General features: G+C 72.1%; 21 protein-coding genes. 18 read left to right on the top strand and 3 right to left on the bottom strand.

Annotated features, from left to right (window positions below):
* Positions 1 to 70: 70 nt before the first annotated feature.
* From folP to O7632_RS30800, 7 genes are all read left to right on the top strand, one after another.
* Entirely contained in the window at positions 71 to 937 is an 867-nt protein-coding gene (gene folP / locus O7632_RS30830; RefSeq protein WP_278119452.1) for a dihydropteroate synthase, read from the top strand.
* Complete coding sequence (gene folB, locus O7632_RS30825; RefSeq protein ID WP_278119450.1) at positions 934 to 1338, top strand: dihydroneopterin aldolase; 405 nt, start codon at positions 934 to 936, stop codon at positions 1336 to 1338. The genes folP and folB overlap by 4 nt, the downstream gene beginning before the upstream one ends.
* On the top strand, positions 1335 to 1862 hold the full coding sequence (folK, locus tag O7632_RS30820; RefSeq protein WP_278119449.1) for a 2-amino-4-hydroxy-6-hydroxymethyldihydropteridine diphosphokinase: 528 nt from the start codon (positions 1335 to 1337) through the stop codon (positions 1860 to 1862). Before folB ends, folK begins: the two co-directional genes overlap by 4 nt.
* A 91-nt stretch (positions 1863 to 1953) precedes the next feature.
* Positions 1954 to 2421: a DUF3180 domain-containing protein gene (locus O7632_RS30815; RefSeq protein ID WP_278119448.1), complete on the top strand. Its 468-nt coding sequence runs from the start codon at positions 1954 to 1956 to the stop codon at positions 2419 to 2421.
* 149 nt (positions 2422 to 2570) lie between these two features.
* Complete coding sequence (locus O7632_RS30810) at positions 2571 to 3977, top strand: ABC transporter permease (protein WP_278119447.1); 1407 nt, start codon at positions 2571 to 2573, stop codon at positions 3975 to 3977.
* A 61-nt stretch (positions 3978 to 4038) separates the two neighbouring features.
* Complete coding sequence (locus tag O7632_RS30805) at positions 4039 to 4359, top strand: hypothetical protein (protein ID WP_278119446.1); 321 nt, start codon at positions 4039 to 4041, stop codon at positions 4357 to 4359.
* A gap of 144 nt (positions 4360 to 4503) precedes the next feature.
* Positions 4504 to 4995, top strand: coding sequence for a hypothetical protein (locus O7632_RS30800; protein WP_278119445.1), 492 nt, complete (start codon positions 4504 to 4506; stop codon positions 4993 to 4995).
* Positions 4996 to 5029: 34 nt separating this feature from the next.
* Here the strand turns inward: O7632_RS30800 and O7632_RS30795 are convergent, their stop codons facing one another.
* A complete protein-coding gene (locus tag O7632_RS30795) occupies positions 5030 to 6034 on the bottom strand; it encodes an ATP-binding cassette domain-containing protein (RefSeq protein ID WP_278119443.1) in 1005 nt (334 codons plus the stop codon).
* 2 nt (positions 6035 to 6036) lie between these two features.
* Here O7632_RS30795 and O7632_RS30790 point away from each other — a divergent pair, with 2 nt between their 5' ends.
* The 4 genes from O7632_RS30790 (at position 6037) to O7632_RS30775 (ending at position 10579) form a co-directional block, all read left to right on the top strand.
* On the top strand, positions 6037 to 6732 hold the full coding sequence (locus tag O7632_RS30790; RefSeq protein ID WP_278119441.1) for an ABC transporter permease: 696 nt from the start codon (positions 6037 to 6039) through the stop codon (positions 6730 to 6732).
* Entirely contained in the window at positions 6729 to 7487 is a 759-nt protein-coding gene (locus tag O7632_RS30785; RefSeq protein ID WP_278119440.1) for an ABC transporter permease, read from the top strand. The genes O7632_RS30790 and O7632_RS30785 overlap by 4 nt, the downstream gene beginning before the upstream one ends.
* A 201-nt stretch (positions 7488 to 7688) precedes the next feature.
* Positions 7689 to 8693, top strand: coding sequence for a glycine betaine ABC transporter substrate-binding protein (locus tag O7632_RS30780; protein WP_278119438.1), 1005 nt, complete (start codon positions 7689 to 7691; stop codon positions 8691 to 8693).
* A 113-nt stretch (positions 8694 to 8806) separates the two neighbouring features.
* A complete protein-coding gene (locus tag O7632_RS30775) occupies positions 8807 to 10579 on the top strand; it encodes a hypothetical protein (protein WP_278119436.1) in 1773 nt (590 codons plus the stop codon).
* 30 nt (positions 10580 to 10609) lie between these two features.
* Here the strand turns inward: O7632_RS30775 and O7632_RS30770 are convergent, their stop codons facing one another.
* Together O7632_RS30770 and O7632_RS30765 are read right to left on the bottom strand one after the other, a co-directional pair.
* The gene (locus O7632_RS30770; RefSeq protein WP_278119434.1) at positions 10610 to 11791 is read right to left on the bottom strand and encodes an NADH-quinone oxidoreductase subunit D; all 1182 of its coding nucleotides are present in this window, start codon (positions 11789 to 11791) and stop codon (positions 10610 to 10612) included.
* Positions 11792 to 11843: 52 nt separating this feature from the next.
* A complete protein-coding gene (locus O7632_RS30765) occupies positions 11844 to 12953 on the bottom strand; it encodes an SAM-dependent methyltransferase (protein WP_278120534.1) in 1110 nt (369 codons plus the stop codon).
* Positions 12954 to 13110: 157 nt separating this feature from the next.
* Between O7632_RS30765 and O7632_RS30760 the strand changes: the two genes are divergently transcribed.
* The 7 genes from O7632_RS30760 (at position 13111) to O7632_RS30730 (ending at position 20149) form a co-directional block, all read left to right on the top strand.
* Positions 13111 to 14043, top strand: coding sequence for a Rossmann-like and DUF2520 domain-containing protein (locus tag O7632_RS30760; RefSeq protein WP_278119432.1), 933 nt, complete (start codon positions 13111 to 13113; stop codon positions 14041 to 14043).
* A complete protein-coding gene (gene panC / locus O7632_RS30755) occupies positions 14040 to 15038 on the top strand; it encodes a pantoate--beta-alanine ligase (RefSeq protein WP_278119431.1) in 999 nt (332 codons plus the stop codon). Before O7632_RS30760 ends, panC begins: the two co-directional genes overlap by 4 nt.
* Positions 15038 to 15487 carry an aspartate 1-decarboxylase gene (gene panD / locus O7632_RS30750; protein ID WP_278119429.1) on the top strand — a complete coding sequence of 150 codons (450 nt, stop codon included), beginning with the start codon at positions 15038 to 15040 and terminating at the stop codon, positions 15485 to 15487. Before panC ends, panD begins: the two co-directional genes overlap by 1 nt.
* 148 nt (positions 15488 to 15635) lie before the next feature.
* Positions 15636 to 16541, top strand: a complete 906-nt coding sequence (locus tag O7632_RS30745) for a septum formation family protein (protein WP_278119426.1) — start codon at positions 15636 to 15638, stop codon at positions 16539 to 16541.
* 121 nt (positions 16542 to 16662) lie between these two features.
* A complete protein-coding gene (locus tag O7632_RS30740) occupies positions 16663 to 18360 on the top strand; it encodes an L-aspartate oxidase (RefSeq protein ID WP_278119424.1) in 1698 nt (565 codons plus the stop codon).
* On the top strand, positions 18354 to 19373 hold the full coding sequence (gene nadC, locus O7632_RS30735) for a carboxylating nicotinate-nucleotide diphosphorylase (protein ID WP_278119423.1): 1020 nt from the start codon (positions 18354 to 18356) through the stop codon (positions 19371 to 19373). Before O7632_RS30740 ends, nadC begins: the two co-directional genes overlap by 7 nt.
* Positions 19374 to 19390: 17 nt before the next feature.
* A complete protein-coding gene (locus O7632_RS30730; RefSeq protein ID WP_278119421.1) occupies positions 19391 to 20149 on the top strand; it encodes a type III pantothenate kinase in 759 nt (252 codons plus the stop codon).
* The last annotated feature ends 83 nt before the right edge of the window (positions 20150 to 20232 follow it).

Below are 20232 nucleotides of genomic sequence, written 5' to 3'. Positions count from 1 at the left end.
CGGCCCACCGCGGGGCGGTCCGACCGGCCTCGCCCGGACCGCCGACGCCACCCGTCGGTACGGTCTAGTCGTGACGGAACTGCTGCGGGGGACCCGGCCAGTCGTGATGGGCGTGCTCAACGTCACCCCCGACTCCTTCTCCGATGGTGGCCGCTACGCCGACCTCGACGCCGCCGTCGAGCACGGGGTACGCCTGTACCAGGAAGGCGCCGACCTGATCGACGTCGGCGGCGAGTCCACCCGACCCGGCGCGGTGCGCGTCGACGCCGAAACCGAATCCGCGCGGGTGCTGCCGGTCGTCCGGGCATTGGCCGCCGCCGGTGTGCCGATGAGCATCGACACCACGCGGTCGGCGGTCGCCGACGCCGCGTTGGCCGCTGGCGCCTCGGTGGTGAACGACGTCTCCGGCGGACTTGCCGACCCACTCATGCGTACGGTGGTCGCGGCGGCCGGCTGCCCCTGGATCTTGATGCACTGGCGCGGCCACTCCGACCGGATGCAGGACCTGGCCCACTACCACGACGTCGTCGGCGAGGTCCGCACCGAGCTGGCCGCCCGGGTCGACGACGCGCTCGCCGCCGGAGTAGCCGCCGACAAGATCATCGTTGACCCGGGCATCGGCTTCGCCAAACGACCCGAACACAACTGGCGACTCACCGCCAACCTGTCCGATCTGATCAGCCTCGGCTACCCGGTGCTCTTCGCCGCCAGCCGCAAGTCCTACCTGGGCCGGCTGCTCACCGATGCGGCCGGCACGCCGCGCCCGGTCGATCAACGGGCCGCGGCCACCATCGCGACCAGTGTGCTCGCCGTCGCGGCCGGCGCATGGGGGGTACGGGTGCACGACGTGCGGGACACCGTCGACGCGCTGGCTGTCTGGCAGGCCAGCGGCAGTCCCCGGGTCGGGCCCGCCGAGAGCGACGGAGGACACCGTTGACCGACCAGAGCCAGCCGACGAGCGATCCGATCACCTCGGCGAGCGACCAGATTCAGCTGACCGGCCTGCGGGCGTTCGGCCGGCACGGTGTCTACCCGGCCGAACGCGCCACCGGCCAGGACTTCGTCGTCGACGTGACGCTGGAGCTGGACCTGGCTCCGGCCGCCGTCACCGACCAGGTCGAACGAACCGTGCACTACGGCGAGTTGGCCGGCCGGATCGTCGAGATCGTCGAAGGCCCACCGGTGAACCTGATCGAGACCCTGGCCGACCGGATCGCCACCGCCTGCCTGGCCGACGACCGGGTCTGGACGGCCCGCGTCACCGTCCACAAGCCGCAGGCACCGATCCCGCACGACTTCACCGACGTGTCCGTCACGCTCACCCGGAGCCGTACGTGAGTCAGGCCGTACTCGCCCTGGGCAGCAATCTCGGCGACCGCCACGCGCGGCTGCGCGCGGCGGTCCGTGAACTCGACGACGTCGCGCTGGTGGTCTCCGGCGTCTACGAGACACCGCCCTGGGGCGATCCCGGGCAACCCGACTATCTCAACGCCGTCCTGCTCGCCGCCGACCCGCAGGCCACCGCCCACGACTGGCTGGACCGCTGCCGGGCCCTCGAACAGGCCGCCGGCCGGGTGCGCGATCCGGACCGGCCGTACGGTCCGCGTAGCCTCGACGTCGACGTCGTCGCGGTCTGGGCCGACGACGGCACACCGGTGTACAGCGACGAGCCGGACCTCATCCTGCCGCACCCCCGGGCCCACCTGCGCGCCTTCGTGCTGCGTCCGTGGATCGACATCCAACCGTACGGTCGACTGCCCGGACACGGCTGGCTGACCGATCTGCTGTCCCGCGAACCGGTCGCCGCCGACCTGTGCGATCTGCGCCCGCGACCGGATCTGCCGCTAGAGTCGGCACAGTGAACGTACCTTCGTCGATCATCACGACCGTACGGGCCCGACCGTGACCACGCCGGGGGTCAGCCCACGGGGCCGCGAGCCGGACGAGCCCCGGATGGCGACCACGAAGCTGTCCACCCTCGTGGTGGCCGCGCTCGCCTCGGCGGCCCTCGCCTGGCTGCTGATCAGCAACTACTACGTACGGATGCCGGTCTTTCCCTGGCTACCCTCAGTGACATTGGCGGCATTGGCTGTCTTCGAAGGGTATGCGGCCATCAACACCAAGGCGCGGATCGACCGTCAGCCGGGCCACGACCCCGTCCAGCCGCTGCTGGTGGCGCGCTTCGTCGTGCTGGCCAAGGCCTCGGCACTCGCCGGGGCGATCTTCGCCGGTTTCTACGCGGGACTGGTGCTGTGGCTGTTCATCCAACAGACCCGGGCCGCCACCAACGACCTACCGGCCGCGAGCAGCGGGCTGGTCGCATCGATCGCGCTGGTCGCGGCGGCCCTGTGGCTGGAGCGTTCCTGCCGGGTGCCGGAGCGACCGGAGGACGCCGATCCGTCGGACGACCCGGCCCGCTGACCGGGTCACCGGGGCGGCGGATCGGCCGCTCCCGACACGGGGGGTGACGACCGGGCCGGTACGCGGGTACGGTGCCACCGACCGGTCCGGCTCCACGTGCCACCGCGAGAGGCGTCACTGGTCGGCGTAACGACCAGAGGAGACGCGATATGGCGTACGACGACTCGCCCTATCGGCGGCGGACCGTGGACGGCGCCGATGCCGCCCGCCCGGGCCCGGGCGGGGACATCGGGTACGGCGACCCGGCGTACCACCCCGACTCCGATCTTCGATCGACCGCCGGCCACCAGGCCGGATCCTTCACCACGGCATCCTTCACCACGGCGGAGTTCACGCCGTCGGAGCGGACCCCTCGTCGGAGCCGTCGTCGGCGGCCGTCGCAAGGGCTGGACGACGTGTTCGACGACCCGCGCCACGGCGAACGCGGTCGGGACCGGCTCACCGTACACCTGATCTGGGAGTTGGTCCTGCTGCTCGTGGTCGGCGGCGTCGGCTACCTGCTCTACCGTGCGGATCCGGCGGTGCTCGACAGCCCGTCGCTGGACACGCTGCTGGCCTACGGCGCGGGCCTCGGCCTGCTGGTCCTCGGTGCCGGGGTCACCCTGCGGACCGGGGCACCCAATCTGGCGCTGGGGCCGGTCGCCGTGGCCGCCGCTCTGCACTTCGCCGAGAACGGCGACAACGGGGTGATCCCCGTGCTCATCACGGTGGGCATCTGGGCGGTGTTGCTCGGTGTGCTGACGGCGGTACTGGTCACCGGCTTGCAGGTGCCCGGGTGGGCGGGCAGCCTGGTCGCCGCCTGCGTGGCCGTCGTCTTCATCCAGCAGCGGTCCGGACCGGTCGACGTGCAGGGCGGGTACGACCCGACCACGCACGCCTTCTACCTGTTCGGTGGGTTCGCTGTGCTTGCCCTGCTCGGCGGCGCTTTCGGCACCATCAAGACCATCCGGCGGACGGTCGGCCGGTTCCGTCCCGTCGCCGACCCGGCGGACCGACGGGGAGCGCTCGCGGCGGTGCTGACCAGCGGCGCGATCGTCGTCTCGATGGTCTTCGCGGCGTTCGGCGGGGTGCTGCTCGCGGCGCTGGGCAGCGGGCCGGTCGACCCGTCGGTCGGCCTCGAATGGAGTGCTCTCGCGCTCGGCGCGGCCCTGCTCGGGGGCACCAGCGTGTTCGGTCGGCGCGGTGGGATCTTCGGCATCCTGTTCGCGGTGGCCGGGCTGACGATCTTCATCCGGTACGCCGAACTGCGTGACCTGGACATCGCGCTGTACGCCACCGCGGCGGTCACTGTGGCGGTCGGGCTGGCGGTGACCCGGCTGATCGAGACGTACGGCCGCCCCGTGCCAGCCCGGATGGACGAGTTCGACGACGACCCGGCCGACGACGGGCAGTGGCAGGGCGAGCATGGTGAGCAGGACGAGTCGCGGTCCACGACCACCGCCTGGAACTCGGGTCGTCCCGTCCAGGAATCGTGGTCGTCGACCTTGCCGGCGCAGCCGACCGACACCCGCGACCGTTGGGACACCAATGACGGCTGGGGCACGAACGGGCGCTGAACCGGCTCCTCGCCGGCACCCGCCGCCGCCGACTCGCGCCCGTTCGGGTTAGGCTCGCGGCATGACCGAGTCGCCTGCCCCGGACCGTACGCTGCCCACCTTCGACGAGCTGGACCGGCTCTCCACCGAGGAGTTGCGGGAGCGGTCGTTCGACGTGGCGCGCGAGCGTAAGGACCTCGGCTTCTTCTGGTCGATCATGCAGCGGTTGTCTCGCGCCGACGACGCCAACGAACTGGACGGCTCACCCAATTCGATCGGTCCGACCATCGACGACGCCGTCGCCTTGTGGCGGGAGTTCACCGGCCACGAGTACGGCGAGTCCGAGCCGCTGCTGCGGGCCGCCTTCATCGACTATCTGCTGAAGCACCCGCACCAGGATTGAAGGCCTTGGTGTCGTCCTGACGCCGGGATGCCGCCGGCCGGCGGTGCGCCGATTCCGCCGACGACATCACGGTAGGTTGTTTGCAGGGTGCTGCCGTCGTCGGCTAGGTTTGCCGGTTGGCCGAGGCTGGGAATTACCGGCGGCATGGCTCTCACCAATCGATACAAGTCAGCAACCGGAGCGGGCACCCTCGCCGCGTTCCTGCTCGTACTGATCTTCGGAAGTCCCTGGTACGCGGACTGGGCCGAAGCCAACACCGACCCGGACACCGCCGGCGGCTGGTTCCTGCGCGTACTGGCCTGGCCGTCTTGGCGGTTCGACTCGGACGCCTCGATCCAGGACCTGATCGCTGCGGACCTGCGGGCCATCCTCGTGGTGGCCCTCACCGCGCTGTTCCTGTTCCTGCTGCCCGGCTCACAGTTGGCCCGGGCCCGGGGCACCCTCAGCCAGTTCTTCGCTGGCTGGGCCTCGTTCATCTTCGCCGGCGCCTTCGCCGCGTTGCTCACCGCGTTGATCCAGACGAATCCGTCGCTGCTGTCCGCCTTCCAGGCAGCTGGTTCCGGTGCCGGGTACGGCTTCTTCGCCGGCTGGATCGTGGGGATCGCGGCCCTGGGTGGCTGGCGCGGCCGACGCTGACGCGCCAGTTCCCGGCCGACGCTGACGGGGCTGGTCAACTGCCTGTCGGGTCTGCTCGGCCGGCACCGAGGATTCGGTGCCGGCCGAGCAGACCGGCCAGCCGACCAGTCTCGTCGATCACTCTGACCTGGTCGGCTCCGGTGACCAGCAGGTGAGCCAGGGCGTCGTAGAGCGATGCGCCGAGCATCAGCTCGGGCAGGTCGACCGCACCTGACGTGGGGTCCGACGGGGTGAGCATCTCCCGGACGATCGGGGTGACCACCAACTGGCGGATCGCCCGATCGGCTCCGACGAACTCCTCGACGAAGGCGGAGGCGGGGGCACCGAGCACCGCCGTCGGCGTGTCGTACTGCTCCAGCCGCCCGCCCTGGGACAGCACGGCGATCCGGTCGCCGAGCCGGACCGCTTCGTCCAGGTCGTGGGTGACCAGCACGATCGTCTTGCGGACTTCGGCCTGCAGCCGGAGGAACTCCTCCTGCAGCCGGCCACGGGCGATCGGGTCGACCGCCGAGAACGGCTCGTCCATCAGCAGCAGGACCGGGTCGGCTGCCAGTGCCCGAGCCACCCCCACCCGCTGACGTTGTCCGCCGGACAGTTCGTGTGGGTAGCGGGTGGCGTACCGGCCCGGGTCGAGACCGACGAGGTCGAGCAGTTCGTCGGCGCGTCGACGGATCCGGTCGCGGGGCCAGCCCAGCAGCCGGGGCACCGTCCCGACGTTGGCGCGGATCGTCTGGTGCGGGAAGAGGCCGACGTGCTGGATCACGTAGCCGATCCGGCGACGCAGGCGCACCGGGTCCACTCCGGTGACGTCCTCGTCGCCGAGCAGGATCCGGCCGCTGGTCGGCTCGATCAGCCTGTTGATCATGCGGAGCAGGGTGGATTTGCCGCAACCCGACGGGCCGATCAGCACCACCAGTTCCCCGGCGGGGATCTCCAGCGACAGGTCGTGTACGGCCTGGGTGCCGTCGGGGAACCGTTTGCCGATCCCGGTCAGGGTGATCGCCGCAGCGCCACCGGCGTTCCGCAGGGTACCGTCCACCTGTGTCCCTCCACCTGCTCGCCGGCCGCGCCGATCCGGGCAACCCGTGGTTCTCCGGGCAGTACGTGCGGGACAACTCCGACGCCATCCTGGCCGCACTGCGGGAACACGTCACTCTGACCGTACAGGCGGTGCTGATCGCGGCGGTGATAGCGGTGCCGCTGGCGGTGGTGGCGTACTGGTCCCGGCCGCTGACCGCGACGATCCTGGCGGTCACCGGGGTGCTGTACACCATCCCGTCGCTGGCCCTGCTGGCGTTTCTCGCCCCGTACGTCGGGGCCACCAACCCGGCGTCGGTGCTGATCGCGTTGATTCTCTACGCGCTGCTGCTGGTGACCCGCAACTCGCTGGCCGGGCTGAGCCAGGTGCCGGCGGCGACCATCGAGGCAGCCGACGGGATGGGCTACGGCCGGTTCGGTCGGCTGATCCGGATCGAACTGCCGCTGGCGCTGCCCGGGATCATGACCGGTCTGCGGTTGGCCACCGTCTCGACGGTGGCGCTGGTGACGATCGGTTCGTTGATCGGGTACGGCGGGCTCGGCGACCTGATCTTCAGCGGCTTTCGCAACAACTTCTACAAGGCCCAGATTCTCACCGGTACGCTGCTCAGCGTCGGTCTGGCGTTGTCGCTGGATCTGGCGCTGGCCGCGATAGGCCGGCTGTTGACCCCCTGGGCGACGCGGCGGGCCACGCCATGAGCGGCAGGTACGTCGCGAGCCCGCGCACCCTCGTGGCCAATCCGGTCGAACAAGCGATGGTCTGGCTCAACGATCCGCTCAACTGGACGAATCCGGGCGGGGTGCTGGACCGGCTCGGCGAACACCTGGTCATCTCGGCGGCGGCGGTGGCGATCGGCTGCCTGGTGGCCTGGCCGCTCGGCCTCTGGCTGGGTCACGTCGGGCGCGGCGGAGCGCCGGTGGTCCTGCTGTCGAACCTGACCCTGGCGGTGCCGACGATCGCGTTGCTGTCGATCCTGCCGCTGACCTTCCTCGGCTTCGGCAAACCGCCGGTGATCCTGGCGTTGGCGGTCTTCGCGGTGCCGCCGCTGCTGGCCAACGCGTACACCGGGATTCGTCAGGTGGATCCGGAGGTGGGCGAGGCGGCGCGGGGGATGGGCCTGTCCGGCTGGCAGGTGCTGCGGCAGGTGGAGCTGCCGCTCGCCGTGCCGTACCTGGCCGCTGGTTTCCGTACGGCGGCGGTGCAGGTGGTGGCTACCGCGGCCCTGGCGGCCTTCGTCAACGGCGGTGGGTTGGGTCAGATCATCAGCGCCGGGTTCGGACTCGGCATCTCGGTCGGCGGCGGCCAGATCCTCGCCGGGGGTCTGTTGGTCGCGTCGCTGGCGATGGCGACGGAGGGCGTGTCGGCGGCGCTGGAGCGGTTGGTCACCCCGACGCCGCTGCGTCGCTCGGGCCAGCGGGCCGATCAGCGGGCGAGCGCGGTCGGCACGGCCTGAGACCGAGACCGGGCACCGCCGGCCGGGTGGCGCTGTGGTCGGCGGCGTGGATGACGATCCGGTGACAACCGATCTTCACCGGTTGTCGGACCCGGCTGCGAGGATGTTCGGTAGAGACACGGGCCGGATGTCATCTCCGTTCGCCCGTCGGACACGCGGCCGGCCCGAAGGGCCGCGCCGGGACACGGAAGGCGGGCCATCATGCGCGCGCGGACACGAATCGCCCTCGGCGCCGCAGGCGCCCTCGCCGCGGCGGGGATCCTCGCCGGCTGCGGCGACGCCGGATCGTCCGGCACCGAGGCGCCTGCTGCCGGGGCGACCGGCGCGGGTTGCGCCCCGGTCGCCGGTGACCAGTTGGTGGTGCTGGAGGACGACCAGGCGCTGCAGAACACTGACAACATCGTGCCGGCGGTCAACGCCGAGGCGGCGCAGCCGGAGGTGATCGCGGCCCTGGACAAGGTTTCCGCGGCGTTGGACACCGAGCAGCTGATCGACCTCAACCGTGCGGTCGACGTCGACCGCAAGACGCCGGCGGTGGCCGCCGAGGAGTTCGCCGCCTCGACCGGACTGACCGACGGGATCGCCGCCGGGCCCGGCGGCGAGCTGGTGGTCGGCGCGGCCAACTTCAGCGAGAGCCAGATCCTCGGCGAGCTGTACCGGATCGTGTTGACCGCCGCCGGCTACCAGGTCACCGTGCAGCAGATCGGCAACCGCGAGCTCTACGAGCCAGCGCTGGAGTCCGGTGAGATCCAGGTGGTGCCGGAGTACGCGGCGACGCTGGCGGACTTCCTCAACAACAAGGTCTCCGGTGAGAACGCGCCGGCGATCTCCTCCTCCGACCTGGACGAGACGATGACCGGGCTGCGTCGGGTCGGTGAGCAGGTCGGTCTCACCTTCGGTACGCCGTCCGCCGCCCAGAACCAGAACGCGTTCGCGGTGACCAGCGAGTTCGCCGAGGAGTACGGGGTGCGGACCCTTTCCGACCTGGCCGAGAAGTGCTCCGGTGCGGCCACCATTTTGGGCGGGCCACCGGAGTGTCCGCAGCGTCCCAAGTGCCAGCAGGGTCTGGTCGAGGTCTACGACTTCCGGGCCGGCGAGTTCAGCTCGCTGGACGCGGGCGGGCCGCAGACGAAGACGGCGTTGACGACCGGCGCGATCAGTGTCGGTCTGGTGTTCTCCTCGGATGGTGAGCTGGCGGCCGGATAGTCCCGACGACTGACGACGATGGTTCCGCCCCGACCGGCCGGAACCATCGTCCACTCGGGCTGTGCCCGGCCACCCATTCCGTTGATCTGGAGATGTCGGTAGGCTCCACAGCCATGTCCGCTCCCGAGGCCGAAGAGGAGCCGCGTCGTACGGTTCCGCTCAAATGGCTCAGCTGGGGTGGCCTGGGACTAGCCCCGCTAGCTGCGATTTTGCTGTTGCTCGGGGATGGCGACGGTTCGTTGCGGCTGGCCATGGTGATCGCTGTCGCGTCAGTCGTCTTGATCGGATTGTCAATTACTTTGCGTGGCGGCATCGAGACGATGCGCGCTGATGTCGAGGATGTTCTCGTCGAAGAGATGGACGTCCTTCGCGACGACGTACGTAATGACATTTCCACCGCCGTACGGGCGACGCATCGCGCCTTCGGTGAAAAACTGCAGACGATGCAGGACAACGTCGAAGCACTTCGTGGTCAAGTGGACGCTGTTCGTGGCGAGGTGGTACGGAGCGAAGCCGCCCGAGCCGAGGCGGCCCGGGCGGAGGCGGCGCGAGCGGAAGCCGCCGTCCGCGACGTACAGGGCTGGGGTCGGACCGACCGGGTCGGTGACGACCGCTTCGACCCTGCAGCGTCGATGCCGGCGTCCTCGGTGCCGGCGTCGTCGATGCCGGCGTCTTCGATGCCGGCGTCAGGGCCGGCGGGGGCGGCGGGCTACGGCTACGGCGGCTCCAACGGCGGCCAGTATTCGTCCGGCGCCGCTGGCGGCCGGGCGTCGGTTCCGGCGATGAGCGGCACGGTGTTGCCGCGCCCACCCGTCGCCAACGGAGTCGTCCGGCACACCGAGACGGTGCAGGTCACCACCCGGCACACCGTGGTCGATCCCCGGGGCGACGAGGACTCCGCCGGCACGGTGTACGGCGGCACCCGCTACGGCGGCCGTGGAGTCGAGGCGATCGAAGGCGAATGGTCGGCGGACCCGACGCGCGGACGCCGGTCGGCCGGCCCGGGTGAGGAGTCGTGGAGCGATCGGCGCCCGCGGTCGTCCTCGGACGACCGCTGGTCCTGGAACGGTGACCGAGACGACAGCGGCGAGCACCAGTACGGGGCCCGGATCGACGATCGCTGGTCGGGTGGTCGCGTCGACGACCAACTGGGTTCCGCCCGTAACGGTCCGGTCCGGTACGCCGACGACCGGCTCGGCACCGAGCGCCATGCCGACGATCGGTACGGCTTTCCCGGCCCGGACCGGGACCGACCCGACCGGTACGGCGAGGACCGGCGGGGCACCGGCTGGGATGCCGACGACCGGACTCGCCGCGACCGCGCCGACGGGTGGGACGGCGGTCCGGCCGCCCGTGGTGGCCTCGGCCGTTACGACGGGCCGTCGGATTCCGACCGTTCCGGATCGGGTGACGAACCCCCCTGGCGTGACGCCCGCTGGGACCAGCGAGGTGCTGGTGCCGCCGATCCGGCACCACCAGCGTCGTGGCAACGACGCACCGCGCTGCCCGCGCTGCCCGCTGGCAGTGGGTCGACCGAGCCAGCCGGCTGGACCGCCCCGGGACGATCCGCCGACTCCGAAGCCGATCCGGCCCGGCGAAGCCGGCGGTATCGGGACGACGACCCGGATGAGCGGCGGTTCCGCGACGACGATCAGCCGGGGCGGCGGTTCCGGGACGACGACTCGGCCGGGCGGCGGTTCCGCGACGACGATCAGCCGGGGCGGCGGTTCCGGGACGACGACTCGGCCGGGCGGCCGTTCCGCGACGACGATCAGCCCGGGCGGCGCTACCGCGACGACGACGCCGGGCGCGGCGACGACCGCTGGCGGGGCGGTGCCGAGCGGCGCGGCGGGTACGACTATCCGGACGACCGCCGCTGGCGCTGACCGGGGTACGCCGGATCCGACGGTCCGCGGTCACTTGTCGATGTCACCGACCACGAAGAACATCGAGCCGAGGATCGCCACCAGGTCAGGTACCAGGCTGCCGGGGATCAGCGTCGCCAGCGCGGCGACGTTCGCGTACGACGCGGTCCGCAGCTTGAGCCGCCACGGCGTCTTCTCCCCCCGGGAGACCAGGTAGTAGCCGTTGACGCCGAGCGGGTTCTCGGTCCACGCGTAGGTGTGCCCCTCGGGGGCCTTGACCACTTTGGGTAGCCGGACGTTGACCGGTCCGCTGATCTGGTCCACCCGGTCCAGACATTGTCGGGCCAGGTCGAGCGAGGCGTACACCTGATCGAGCAGAACCTCGAACCGGGCGTGGCAGTCACCGGTGGTACGGGTGACCACCGGCACGGAGAGTTCGCCGTAGGCCAGGTAGGGCTCGTCGCGGCGCAGGTCGAAGTCGAGTCCGCTGGCTCGGGCGACCGGCCCGGAGGCACCGAACGCGGCGGCGGTGGCGGCGTCCAGCACCCCGACCCCGACCGTACGGGCCAGGAAGATCTCGTTGCGGCGGATCAACCGGTCCAGATCCGGCATCCGGGACTCGACCTGGCCGATCGCTTCGCGGGCCCGGCGCGTCCAGCCGGCCGGCACTTCCTCCTTGAGCCCGCCCACCCGGTTGAACATGTAGTGCATCCGGCCGCCGGAGACCTCCTCCATCACGGCCTGCAGGGTCTCCCGTTCCCGGAACGAGTAGAACACCGGGGTGAGCGCGCCGATCTCCAGCGGGTAGGAGCCGAGGAACATCAGGTGGTTGAGCACCCGGTTCAGCTCGGCCAGCGCGGTACGCAGCCAGACCGCCCGGTCCGGCACCTCGATGCCCATCATCCGTTCGACGGCGAGTGCCACGCCAAGTTCGTTGGCGAAGGCGGACAACCAGTCGTGCCGGTTGGCCAGCATGATGATCTGCCGGTAGTCGCGGACCTCGAACAGCTTCTCGGCGCCCCGGTGCATGTAGCCGACCATCGGCTCGCAGGAGACGACCCGCTCGCCGTCGAGGACCAGCTTGAGCCGCAGTACGCCGTGTGTGGAGGGATGCTGCGGGCCGATGTTGAGCACCATGTCGGCGGTGTCCAGGCCCGCGCCGGTGCCCACGGTCAGTTCGCGCAGTGCCCCGGCGTGCTGGCTCACCGGCGGCGTACCGGTATCGGCGTCCATGCCCGCCATCGTGCCACGACGGCCGACGTGCGACGCTCACCACCGGACCGGGTCACGTGCTGTCGGGTCCCGGTGCGTCGGGTCCCGGTGCGTCGGGTCCCGTGCCGCCGGGGAGCAACCGCTGTCCGGGCTCGGCCAGGCCGACCGGCTGGATCAGCCACCAGTGGGCACCGAGGCCGGCCGGGTCGGTCAACTCGGCGTCGACGGTCGCGGCGGCGAGCGCGGCCAGGTAGCCGCGCGCGTCGGTGCTGGCGAGCCGCAGCGGCGGTCGCCGGCCGTGTACCCCCACGGCCCGCAGGGCGTCGCGCTGACGCAGCAGCGTGTACGGCGTACCGCCGGCCGCCGCCGATCCGGCCGCCGCGACCGCGTCGATCGCGACGTGAGCGGTGATGTCGCAGGACCCATCGGGTACGGGGGGCACCTCCCGGCCGGCCCGGAACCCGGTGACCGTGGCGGTCGGCGGACGCTCGGCGTACCGGTGGCCGTAGTCGACCGCCACCGCCGCTCCACGGCGCAGCGCCCGTACCGCGCCCGCCCACGCCTCGTCCCGGCTCCGCCCCAGTTCGACGGTGCCGCCGGGCGGCACCGGTGGCCACCAGCGGGCCAGCCAGTCGGCGTCGGCCGACCGCAGCGGATTCCCTGGCCGCTGCCGACCGCTGGCCGGGTCGACCAGCAGGTATCGCAGCTCTCCGTCGTCGTCGTGCCCGGCGATGTCGAACGGCACGTTGTCCAGCCATTCGGTCGCGACGATCAGCCCGGTGACCGCCGACGGCAGGCGGTCGCGCCAGCCGATCGCGGCGGGTAGCCGCTGCGGTCGGCCGGCCAGGTCCACGCCGGTCAGCCGGAGCCGGGCCCGCAGCGGCCGGGATGCGTCGTCGTGCAGCGCGGTGAGGAGTTCGCCGCCGCCGGCCCCGACGTCGACGACGTCGATCGGGTCGGGGTGCCCGAGCAGCGTGTCGAGCCGTTCGAGGAGGCTCAGCACGGCTCGGCTGAAGCCGGCGCCGATCTGCGCGCTGGTCCGGAAGTGCGCGGCGGGCACCGGCGGGCCGGGTAGCCCGGCGTCGGAGCCGTGCCGCCCAGCCGGCTCGGAGCCGTGCCGCCCAGCTAGGTAGAAGCCGGCCGGTCCGTACAGCGCGGCGGTGATCGCGTCCCGCCAGGTCAGCACCGGCTCACCTTAGCGGCTCCGCCCGGCGCACCCCTGGCGTCGGCGGGTACCGGCGGGCGGGGTGAAGGTTTTCACACACCGTTGTTTCCGACGTGTGGCGGCGGCGCATACTGGGCATCGACCGGTACCCCCGTTTCGAGGACTGGATCACGCTATGAGCGCACAGGTGCGCCCGACAGCGGCACCTCCCGCTGTCGGGATCATCGGCGCCGGCCGAGTGGGCGCGGTACTCGCCGCCGCCCTGGCCGCCGCCGGCTATCCGATCCGCGCGGTTTCCCGATCCGCCCCGGCGCGCCGGGGTCTCGTTCGACGGCTGTTGCCCGACGTGCCCAGCGGGTCTCCCGCCGAGGTGGCCCGATCAGCCGACCTGCTGATCGTCGCGGTGCCCGACGACGCCCTTTCCCAGGTGGTCACCGACCTGGCCACCGCCGGAGCGCTGCGGACCGGCCAGGTGGTGGCGCACACCTCCGGCGCCCACGGGGTGGCGGTGCTGGCCCCGGCCGTCGCGGCCGGTGCGGCCCCGTTGGCGTTGCACCCGGCGATGACGTTCACCGGTGATCCGGGTGATCTGGACCGGCTTCCCGGCGTCAGCTACGGGGTGACCACGGTGCCCGAGTTGCGTCCGCTGGCCGTCCGGCTCGTCGCGGCGCTCGGCGGCACCGTCGAGTGGGTGGCCGAGGCGGACCGCGCACTCTACCACGCGGCGCTTGCCCACGGCGCGAACCACCTCGTCACCTTGGTCAACGAGGCCGCCGACCGGTTGCGGGACGCCGGGGTCGGTGATCCGGCCCGGGTGCTGCGTCCGCTGTTGGAGGCCGCGCTGCGCAACGCGCTGGACCGGGGCGACGCGGCGTTGACCGGGCCGGTGTCGCGCGGCGACGCCGGCACCGTGGCCCGGCACCTGGACCGGTTGGCCGTCACCGCCGCGGAAAGCGTGCCCAGCTACCTGGCGCTCGCCCGGCGGACCGCCGACCGGGCGATCGCCGCCGGCCGGCTGCCGGCCGGCGACGCCGTACCACTGCTGGACGTGCTGGCCAGCCGCGAGACCGCCGGCTTCGCCGCGCGGCGGCGGGAGCCGGTGCGATGAGCGACCGATCCGGTACGGCCACCGGACGATCCGTGGCGACCACCGGCCAATCTGTGGCTCCCACCGGCCGGCCCGGTGCCATCGGCGATCGGTCCGTCGCGACCGCTGGACGCCTGCAGGTGGTCTGGACCCGGGCCGAGTTGGCCGCGCTGCGCGGCCGGTGGCGTGGATCGGTGGCGGTCGTGATGACCATGGGCGCGTTGCACGAGGGGCACGCCACGCTGCTGCGGGCAGCGGTCGAGCGCGCTGACCACGTGATCGTGACGATCTTCGTCAACCCGCTGCAGTTCGGGCCGACCGAGGACTTCGACCGCTATCCCCGGACGATCGACGACGACCTGGAGATCTGCCGTACGGCCGGGGTCAGCGCGGTGTTCGCCCCCGCCCGCACCGAGGTCTATCCCGGGGGCGAGCCGATGGTCCGGGTCAACCCGGGGCCGCTGGGGGAGATCCTCGAAGGAGCCAGCCGGCCCGGGTTCTTCCACGGCGTACTGACCGTGGTGCTGAAGCTGCTCCAGCTCACCCGCGCCGACGTCGCCTTCTTCGGGGAGAAGGACTACCAGCAGTTGACCCTGGTCCGGCGGATGGTCCGCGATCTCGACCTGCCGGTGGAGATCGTCGGGGTGCCGACGGTGCGGGAACCGGACGGCCTGGCCCGCTCCAGCCGCAATCGTTACCTGTCCCCGTCGCAACGGCTGGTGGCGTTGGGGTTGGCGGCCGCGTTGCGGGCCGGCGCCGGGGCCGCCGCTGCCGGCGGTGACCCGGACGCGGTGCGTTCCGCCGCCCGGCAGGCCTTCGAGCGGCACACCGGCGGCGGTGCCGAACTGGACTACCTGGCGTTGACCGATCCCGATCTCGGGCCACCCGGACCGGGACCGGGGCCGGGTCGGCTGCTCATCGCCGCCCGGGTCGGGGACACCCGACTGATCGACAACGTCGCGGTGCGGTCGATCGACGGGGTGCGGTCGACCGACGCCGGACCGGAAGGTGCCTGATGCTCCGTACGATGCTCAAGTCGAAGATCCACCGGGCCACGGTGACCCAGGCAGATCTGCACTACGTCGGCTCGGTGACCGTCGACTCCGACCTGCTCGCGGCGGCCGACCTGCTCCCCGGCGAGCAGGTCGCGATCGTCGACGTGACCAACGGTGCCCGGTTGGAGACGTACGTCATCCCCGGTGCGCCGGGCAGCGGCGTGATCGGGATCAACGGGGCCGCCGCGCACCTTGTGCACCCGGGTGATCTGGTGATTCTCATCGCGTACGGCCAGTTCACCGACGCCGAGGCGCGCTCTTTCACCCCCCGGGTCGTGCATGTCGACGCGGCCAACCGGGTGATCCGGTTGGACGACGACCCGGCCGGTGCCCCGGCAGGGCTGGCCGGCGGTCCGGTGTCGCGCGGCGACGCTCTCGCCGGTTCGACGGCGGTGGCGGCCGGGTCGTAGCGTGGGAGCGACCCGCACGGCCGGTTTCCTGCCGGTCGACGCTGGGTGCCGTATGCTCGGCCGTTCGGAGGATGCCCGGCCGTTTCGGAGGAGATGCGCGACGGAGATGCGCGACCGTCCGGACAGCAGGGCCCGTGGGAGGGGACAGATGCGCCGTTGGACCGCCGCCGTGGCGTTGGGTGGAGCCTTGGCGCTCGGCCTGACCGGCTGTGGCCTACCCGCCGGGGTGGACGGGGAGCTGACCAACGACTGGCAGCCACTCGCCGAGCCCAGCCCGTTCGTGCCGCCGGCCGAGATCTGCCATCCGGGTGACTTCGCCGAGACGGCTTACCTTTCGTCGTACAGCCCGGTCGACTGCACCGCCCCGCACCGGGTCGAGACGGTGCACGTCGGCACGTTCGGCGACGCGGTGGCCGAGGCACCCGCCCCGCCGGCGCAGGGCTCGCCCGAGATCCGCGCCGCGTACGCCGAGTGCGACACCAAGACCACCGAGTACGTCGGCGCGGACTGGCGGTCGGGGCGGCTCTGGGTGGGGGTGGCGGTCCCGTCGCCCGACGCCTGGGAAGGCGGTGCCCGCTGGTTCCGCTGCGACGTGACCGAGGTGACGAACGTGGAGGACAACGGCGGTACGGCCAGCCGTACCGCCAGCCTGCGCGATGCCCTCGCGGAGCCGTCCGAACTGCATCTGACCTGCTACGCGGTACGTAACGACAGCAACGGCGCGATCGACACCATGCCGGCGGAGCGCTGTGACCGGCCACACAACGCCGAGTTCGCCGGGGTGTGGCAGGCGCCCGACATCGCCTACCCGACCCGCGACGCCGACTGGAACCAGTTCCACACCGAGTGTCGCAAGGTGATCGGCCGGTACGCGGGTGTGCCGCTCGACGGCAACCTGCAGTTCCGTACCGGGGTGATCTCGTTGCCGGGCGGGGCCGCCGAGTGGGCGGCCGGCAACCGTGGGGTCCGCTGCTACCTGTGGCTCAACGAGCGCAACGTCACCCGTTCGATGAAGGGTGCCGGCACCTCCGGCCTGCCGATCCAGTACGAGTAGCGACCGTCCCGGTACGGGCGGTGCCGATGGGTGGGCGCGGTGGTCGCCGTCGGTGGTGCGGCGGCACACATCGGTTCGCCCCGCTGGCCGTCCGCCCGTACCGCCGGGGTTGACTGACCTCATGCATCCGCGCACTCCCGACCTGCCGACGCTGCCCGCTCGGCTGGCGGCACCGGAGCCCGGCTGGGCGGAGACCACCGACGTGGTGGTCGTCGGGTCCGGGATCGCCGGGCTCACCGCAGCGCTCTATCTGCGCGAAGCCGGCCTGCACGTCACGGTCGTGACCAAGGTCAACATCGACGACGGTTCCACCCGGTGGGCCCAGGGCGGGATCGCCGCCGTGCTCGACCCGCTGGACACGCCGGCGGCGCACGCCCAGGACACCGAGATCGCCGGGGTCGGCCTCTGCGACCCCGAGGCGGTACGGGTCCTGGTGGAGGAAGGGCCGGCCCGGATTCGGGAGCTCATCCGGGTCGGGGCCGAATTCGACCGGGACGCCGAGGGCGTTCTGCTGCTCACCCGGGAGGGCGGGCACCGGGCCAACCGGATCGTGCACGCCGGTGGCGACGCGACCGGGGCCGAGGTGCAGCGGGCGCTGCACGCGGCGGTGCGCCGGGATCCGTGGATCCGGCTGGTGGAGCACGCCCTGGTGGTCGATCTGCTGCGCGCCGCGCCGGACGCGGCCAGCGGTGGCCGTGCCACCGGCGGCCGGGCCTGCGGGGTCACCCTGCACGTGTTGGGCGAGGGCAGTGAGGACGGGGTCGGGGCGATCCTGGCCCGGGCGGTGGTCCTGGCAACCGGCGGGATGGGGCAGATTTTCGCGACCACCACCAATCCGGCGGTCTCCACCGGGGACGGGGTGGCGGTGGCGATCCGGGCCGGCGCGGCAGTGGCCGATCTGGAGTTCGTCCAGTTCCATCCGACCGCGTTGGTGGTGCCGACCGGGCACGACCCGGGGAGCGGGCAGCAGCCGCTGGTGTCGGAGGCGCTGCGGGGCGAAGGCGCCCACCTGGTCGACGCCGACGGCAAGCGGTTCATGCTCGGCCAGCACGAACTGGCCGAACTCGCCCCGCGCGACGTGGTCGCCAAGGGGATACACCGGGTGTTGACGGCGACGGACGCCGACCACGTGTTCCTGGACGCCCGGCACCTCGGTGGCGAGTTCCTCGCCCGACGGTTTCCCACCATCGTGGCCTCCTGCCGGGCTGCCGGGATCGATCCCGGCGAGCAGCTGATCCCGGTCGCCCCGGCCGCCCACTACGCCTCCGGCGGGGTCCGTACCGACCTGTCCGGCCGTACCTCGATTCCCGGCCTGTACGCCTGCGGCGAGGTCGCCTGCACCGGTGTGCACGGTGCCAACCGGCTGGCCAGCAACTCCCTGTTGGAGGGCCTGGTCTTCGCCCGGCGGATCGCCCGGGACATCGCCTGCGACCTACCGGCTCAGGCGCAACCGGTCGCTACGGCCGGCGTGGCCGCCGCCCGCGCTTCGGTGGTCGGGGCGGCCGTCCGGGAACCGTTGCAGCGGGCGATGAGCCGGGGCGCCGGGGTGCTGCGGTCCGCCGGGTCACTGGCGGGCACCGCCGAGCAGCTGCGCCGGCTGGCCGGCGTCGATGGTGTGCCGGCGACCGCCGGGTGGGAGGCGACTAATCTGATGACCGTCGCCACCGCGCTGGTCGCTGCGGCGTACGCCCGGCAGGAGACCCGGGGGTGTCACTGGCGCGACGACTTCCCGGCCGCCGGCGACGACTGGCTGGGACATCTGGTCAGCGGTCTCGGCCCGGCCGGGCGGCCGATTCTCACCTGGGAGCCGTCATGCTGAGCGAGGCGACCGTCGCCGCCGTACGCGCCTGTGGGCTGGACCCGGTGGCGGTCGAACGGATCGTCGCGACGGCGTTGGCGGAGGATCTGGGTCCGGCCGGGGTGGACGTGACCACGGTGGCCACGATCGCGGCCGATCAGGTCGGCACGGCCGAGGTGGTGGCGCGGGCCGACGGGGTGGTGGCCGGCCTGGCGCTGATCGCGGCGGTGTTCGAGCTGGTCCCGTTGGATGCCCCGGCGGACGCGCCTGCCCCGGCGGACGCGCCTGCCCCGGCGGACGTGCCTGCTCCGGCGGACGCGCCTGCCCCGGCGGACGCGCCTGGCGCGGCTGCGGTCGAGGTGCGGCTGCGGGTCGCGGACGGCGACCGGGTGCCGGCCGGGACCGTCCTGGCGTCGGTGACCGGATCGACCCGCACCCTGCTGACCGGTGAGCGGACCGTGCTCAACCTGATCAGCCGGATGTCCGGGGTGGCGACCCACACCCGGGCCTGGGCCGAGGCGCTCGCCGGGACCACCACGACCGTGCTGGACACCCGGAAGACCACCCCGGGGCTGCGGCTGCTGGAGAAGTACGCGGTCCGGGTCGGGGGTGGGGGCAACAAGCGGATGGGCCTGTACGACACGGCCATGGTCAAGGACAACCACAAGCTGGCCGCCGGCGGGGTGGCCGCCGCGTACCAGCGGATCCGGGCGGCGTTTCCCGAGGTGCCGGTCGAGGTCGAGGTGACCACGCTCGCCGAGGCGGTGGAGGCGGTGGAGGCCGGTGCGGGTTTCCTGCTCTGCGACAACATGGCCCCGGACCTGCTGCGCGAGGTGGTGACCGAGGTGGCCGGCCGGGCCCGGCTGGAGGCGACCGGCGGGCTGACCTTGGCGAACGCGGCCGAGTACGCGGCGACCGGGGTCGACCACGTCTCGGTTGGCGCGCTGACCCACTCCTCCCCGATCATGGACATCGCGCTGGATCTGCACCCGGTGGCGTCGGTCGTGCCGGCCGACGCCCGGTCCGTCGGCTAGCGGCGAGGGAACGACACATGTTGCTCTGTATCGACATCGGAAACACCAACACGGTGCTGGCGACGTTCAGCGGCGACAAGTTGGTGCACTCCTGGCGGATCAAGACGGACGCCCGATCCACCGCCGACGAGCTCGGGTTGATGTTCCGGGGCCTACTCGCCGGCGACGCGGTGGAGGTGACCGGGGTCGCCGCGTGTTCGACGGTGCCGGCGGCGCTGCGGTCGCTGCGGACGATGCTCGGTCGCTACTACGGCGACATCCCCAGCGTGATCGTCGAGCCGGGGGTCCGGACCGGGGTGCAGCTTGCCATCGACAACCCCAAGGAGGTGGGGGCGGACCGGGTGGTCAACACCCTGGCGGCGCACAGCCTGTACGGTGGCCCGTCGATCGTGGTCGACTTCGGGACGACCACGAACTTCGACGTGATCAGCGCACGGGGTGAATTCCTTGGCGGTGCGTTCGCACCCGGCATCGAAATCTCGTTCGACGCACTGGCCGCCCGGGCGGCCCAGCTGCGCAAGGTCGAGCCCACCCGGCCGCGGTCGGTGATCGGCAAGAACACGGTCGAGTGTCTGCAGTCCGGCATGTACTTCGGTTTCGCCGGTCAGGTGGACCGGATCGTGGAGCGGATGGCCGAGGAGTTGGGCCAGCTCAGCGCGGTTATCGCCACCGGTGGACTGGCTCCGGTGGTGATCGGCGAGTGCCGCACGATCACGCATCACGAGCCCATGATCACCTTGATCGGTTTGCGGATGGTCTACGAGCGCAACCTCTGAGCCCGCCCACCTGACACCTGACCCGGCCAGCGGGTTATCGGCTGCAGGCCGGTATCGGCCTTGAGTACGCTCGGGGCCGGATC

The organism is Solwaraspora sp. WMMD406, from assembly GCF_029626025.1.
Classification (GTDB): Bacteria; Actinomycetota; Actinomycetes; order Mycobacteriales; family Micromonosporaceae; genus Micromonospora_E.
The sequence above is the reverse complement of the archived record's forward strand: the minus strand, read 5'-3'. Positions and strand labels throughout refer to the sequence as shown.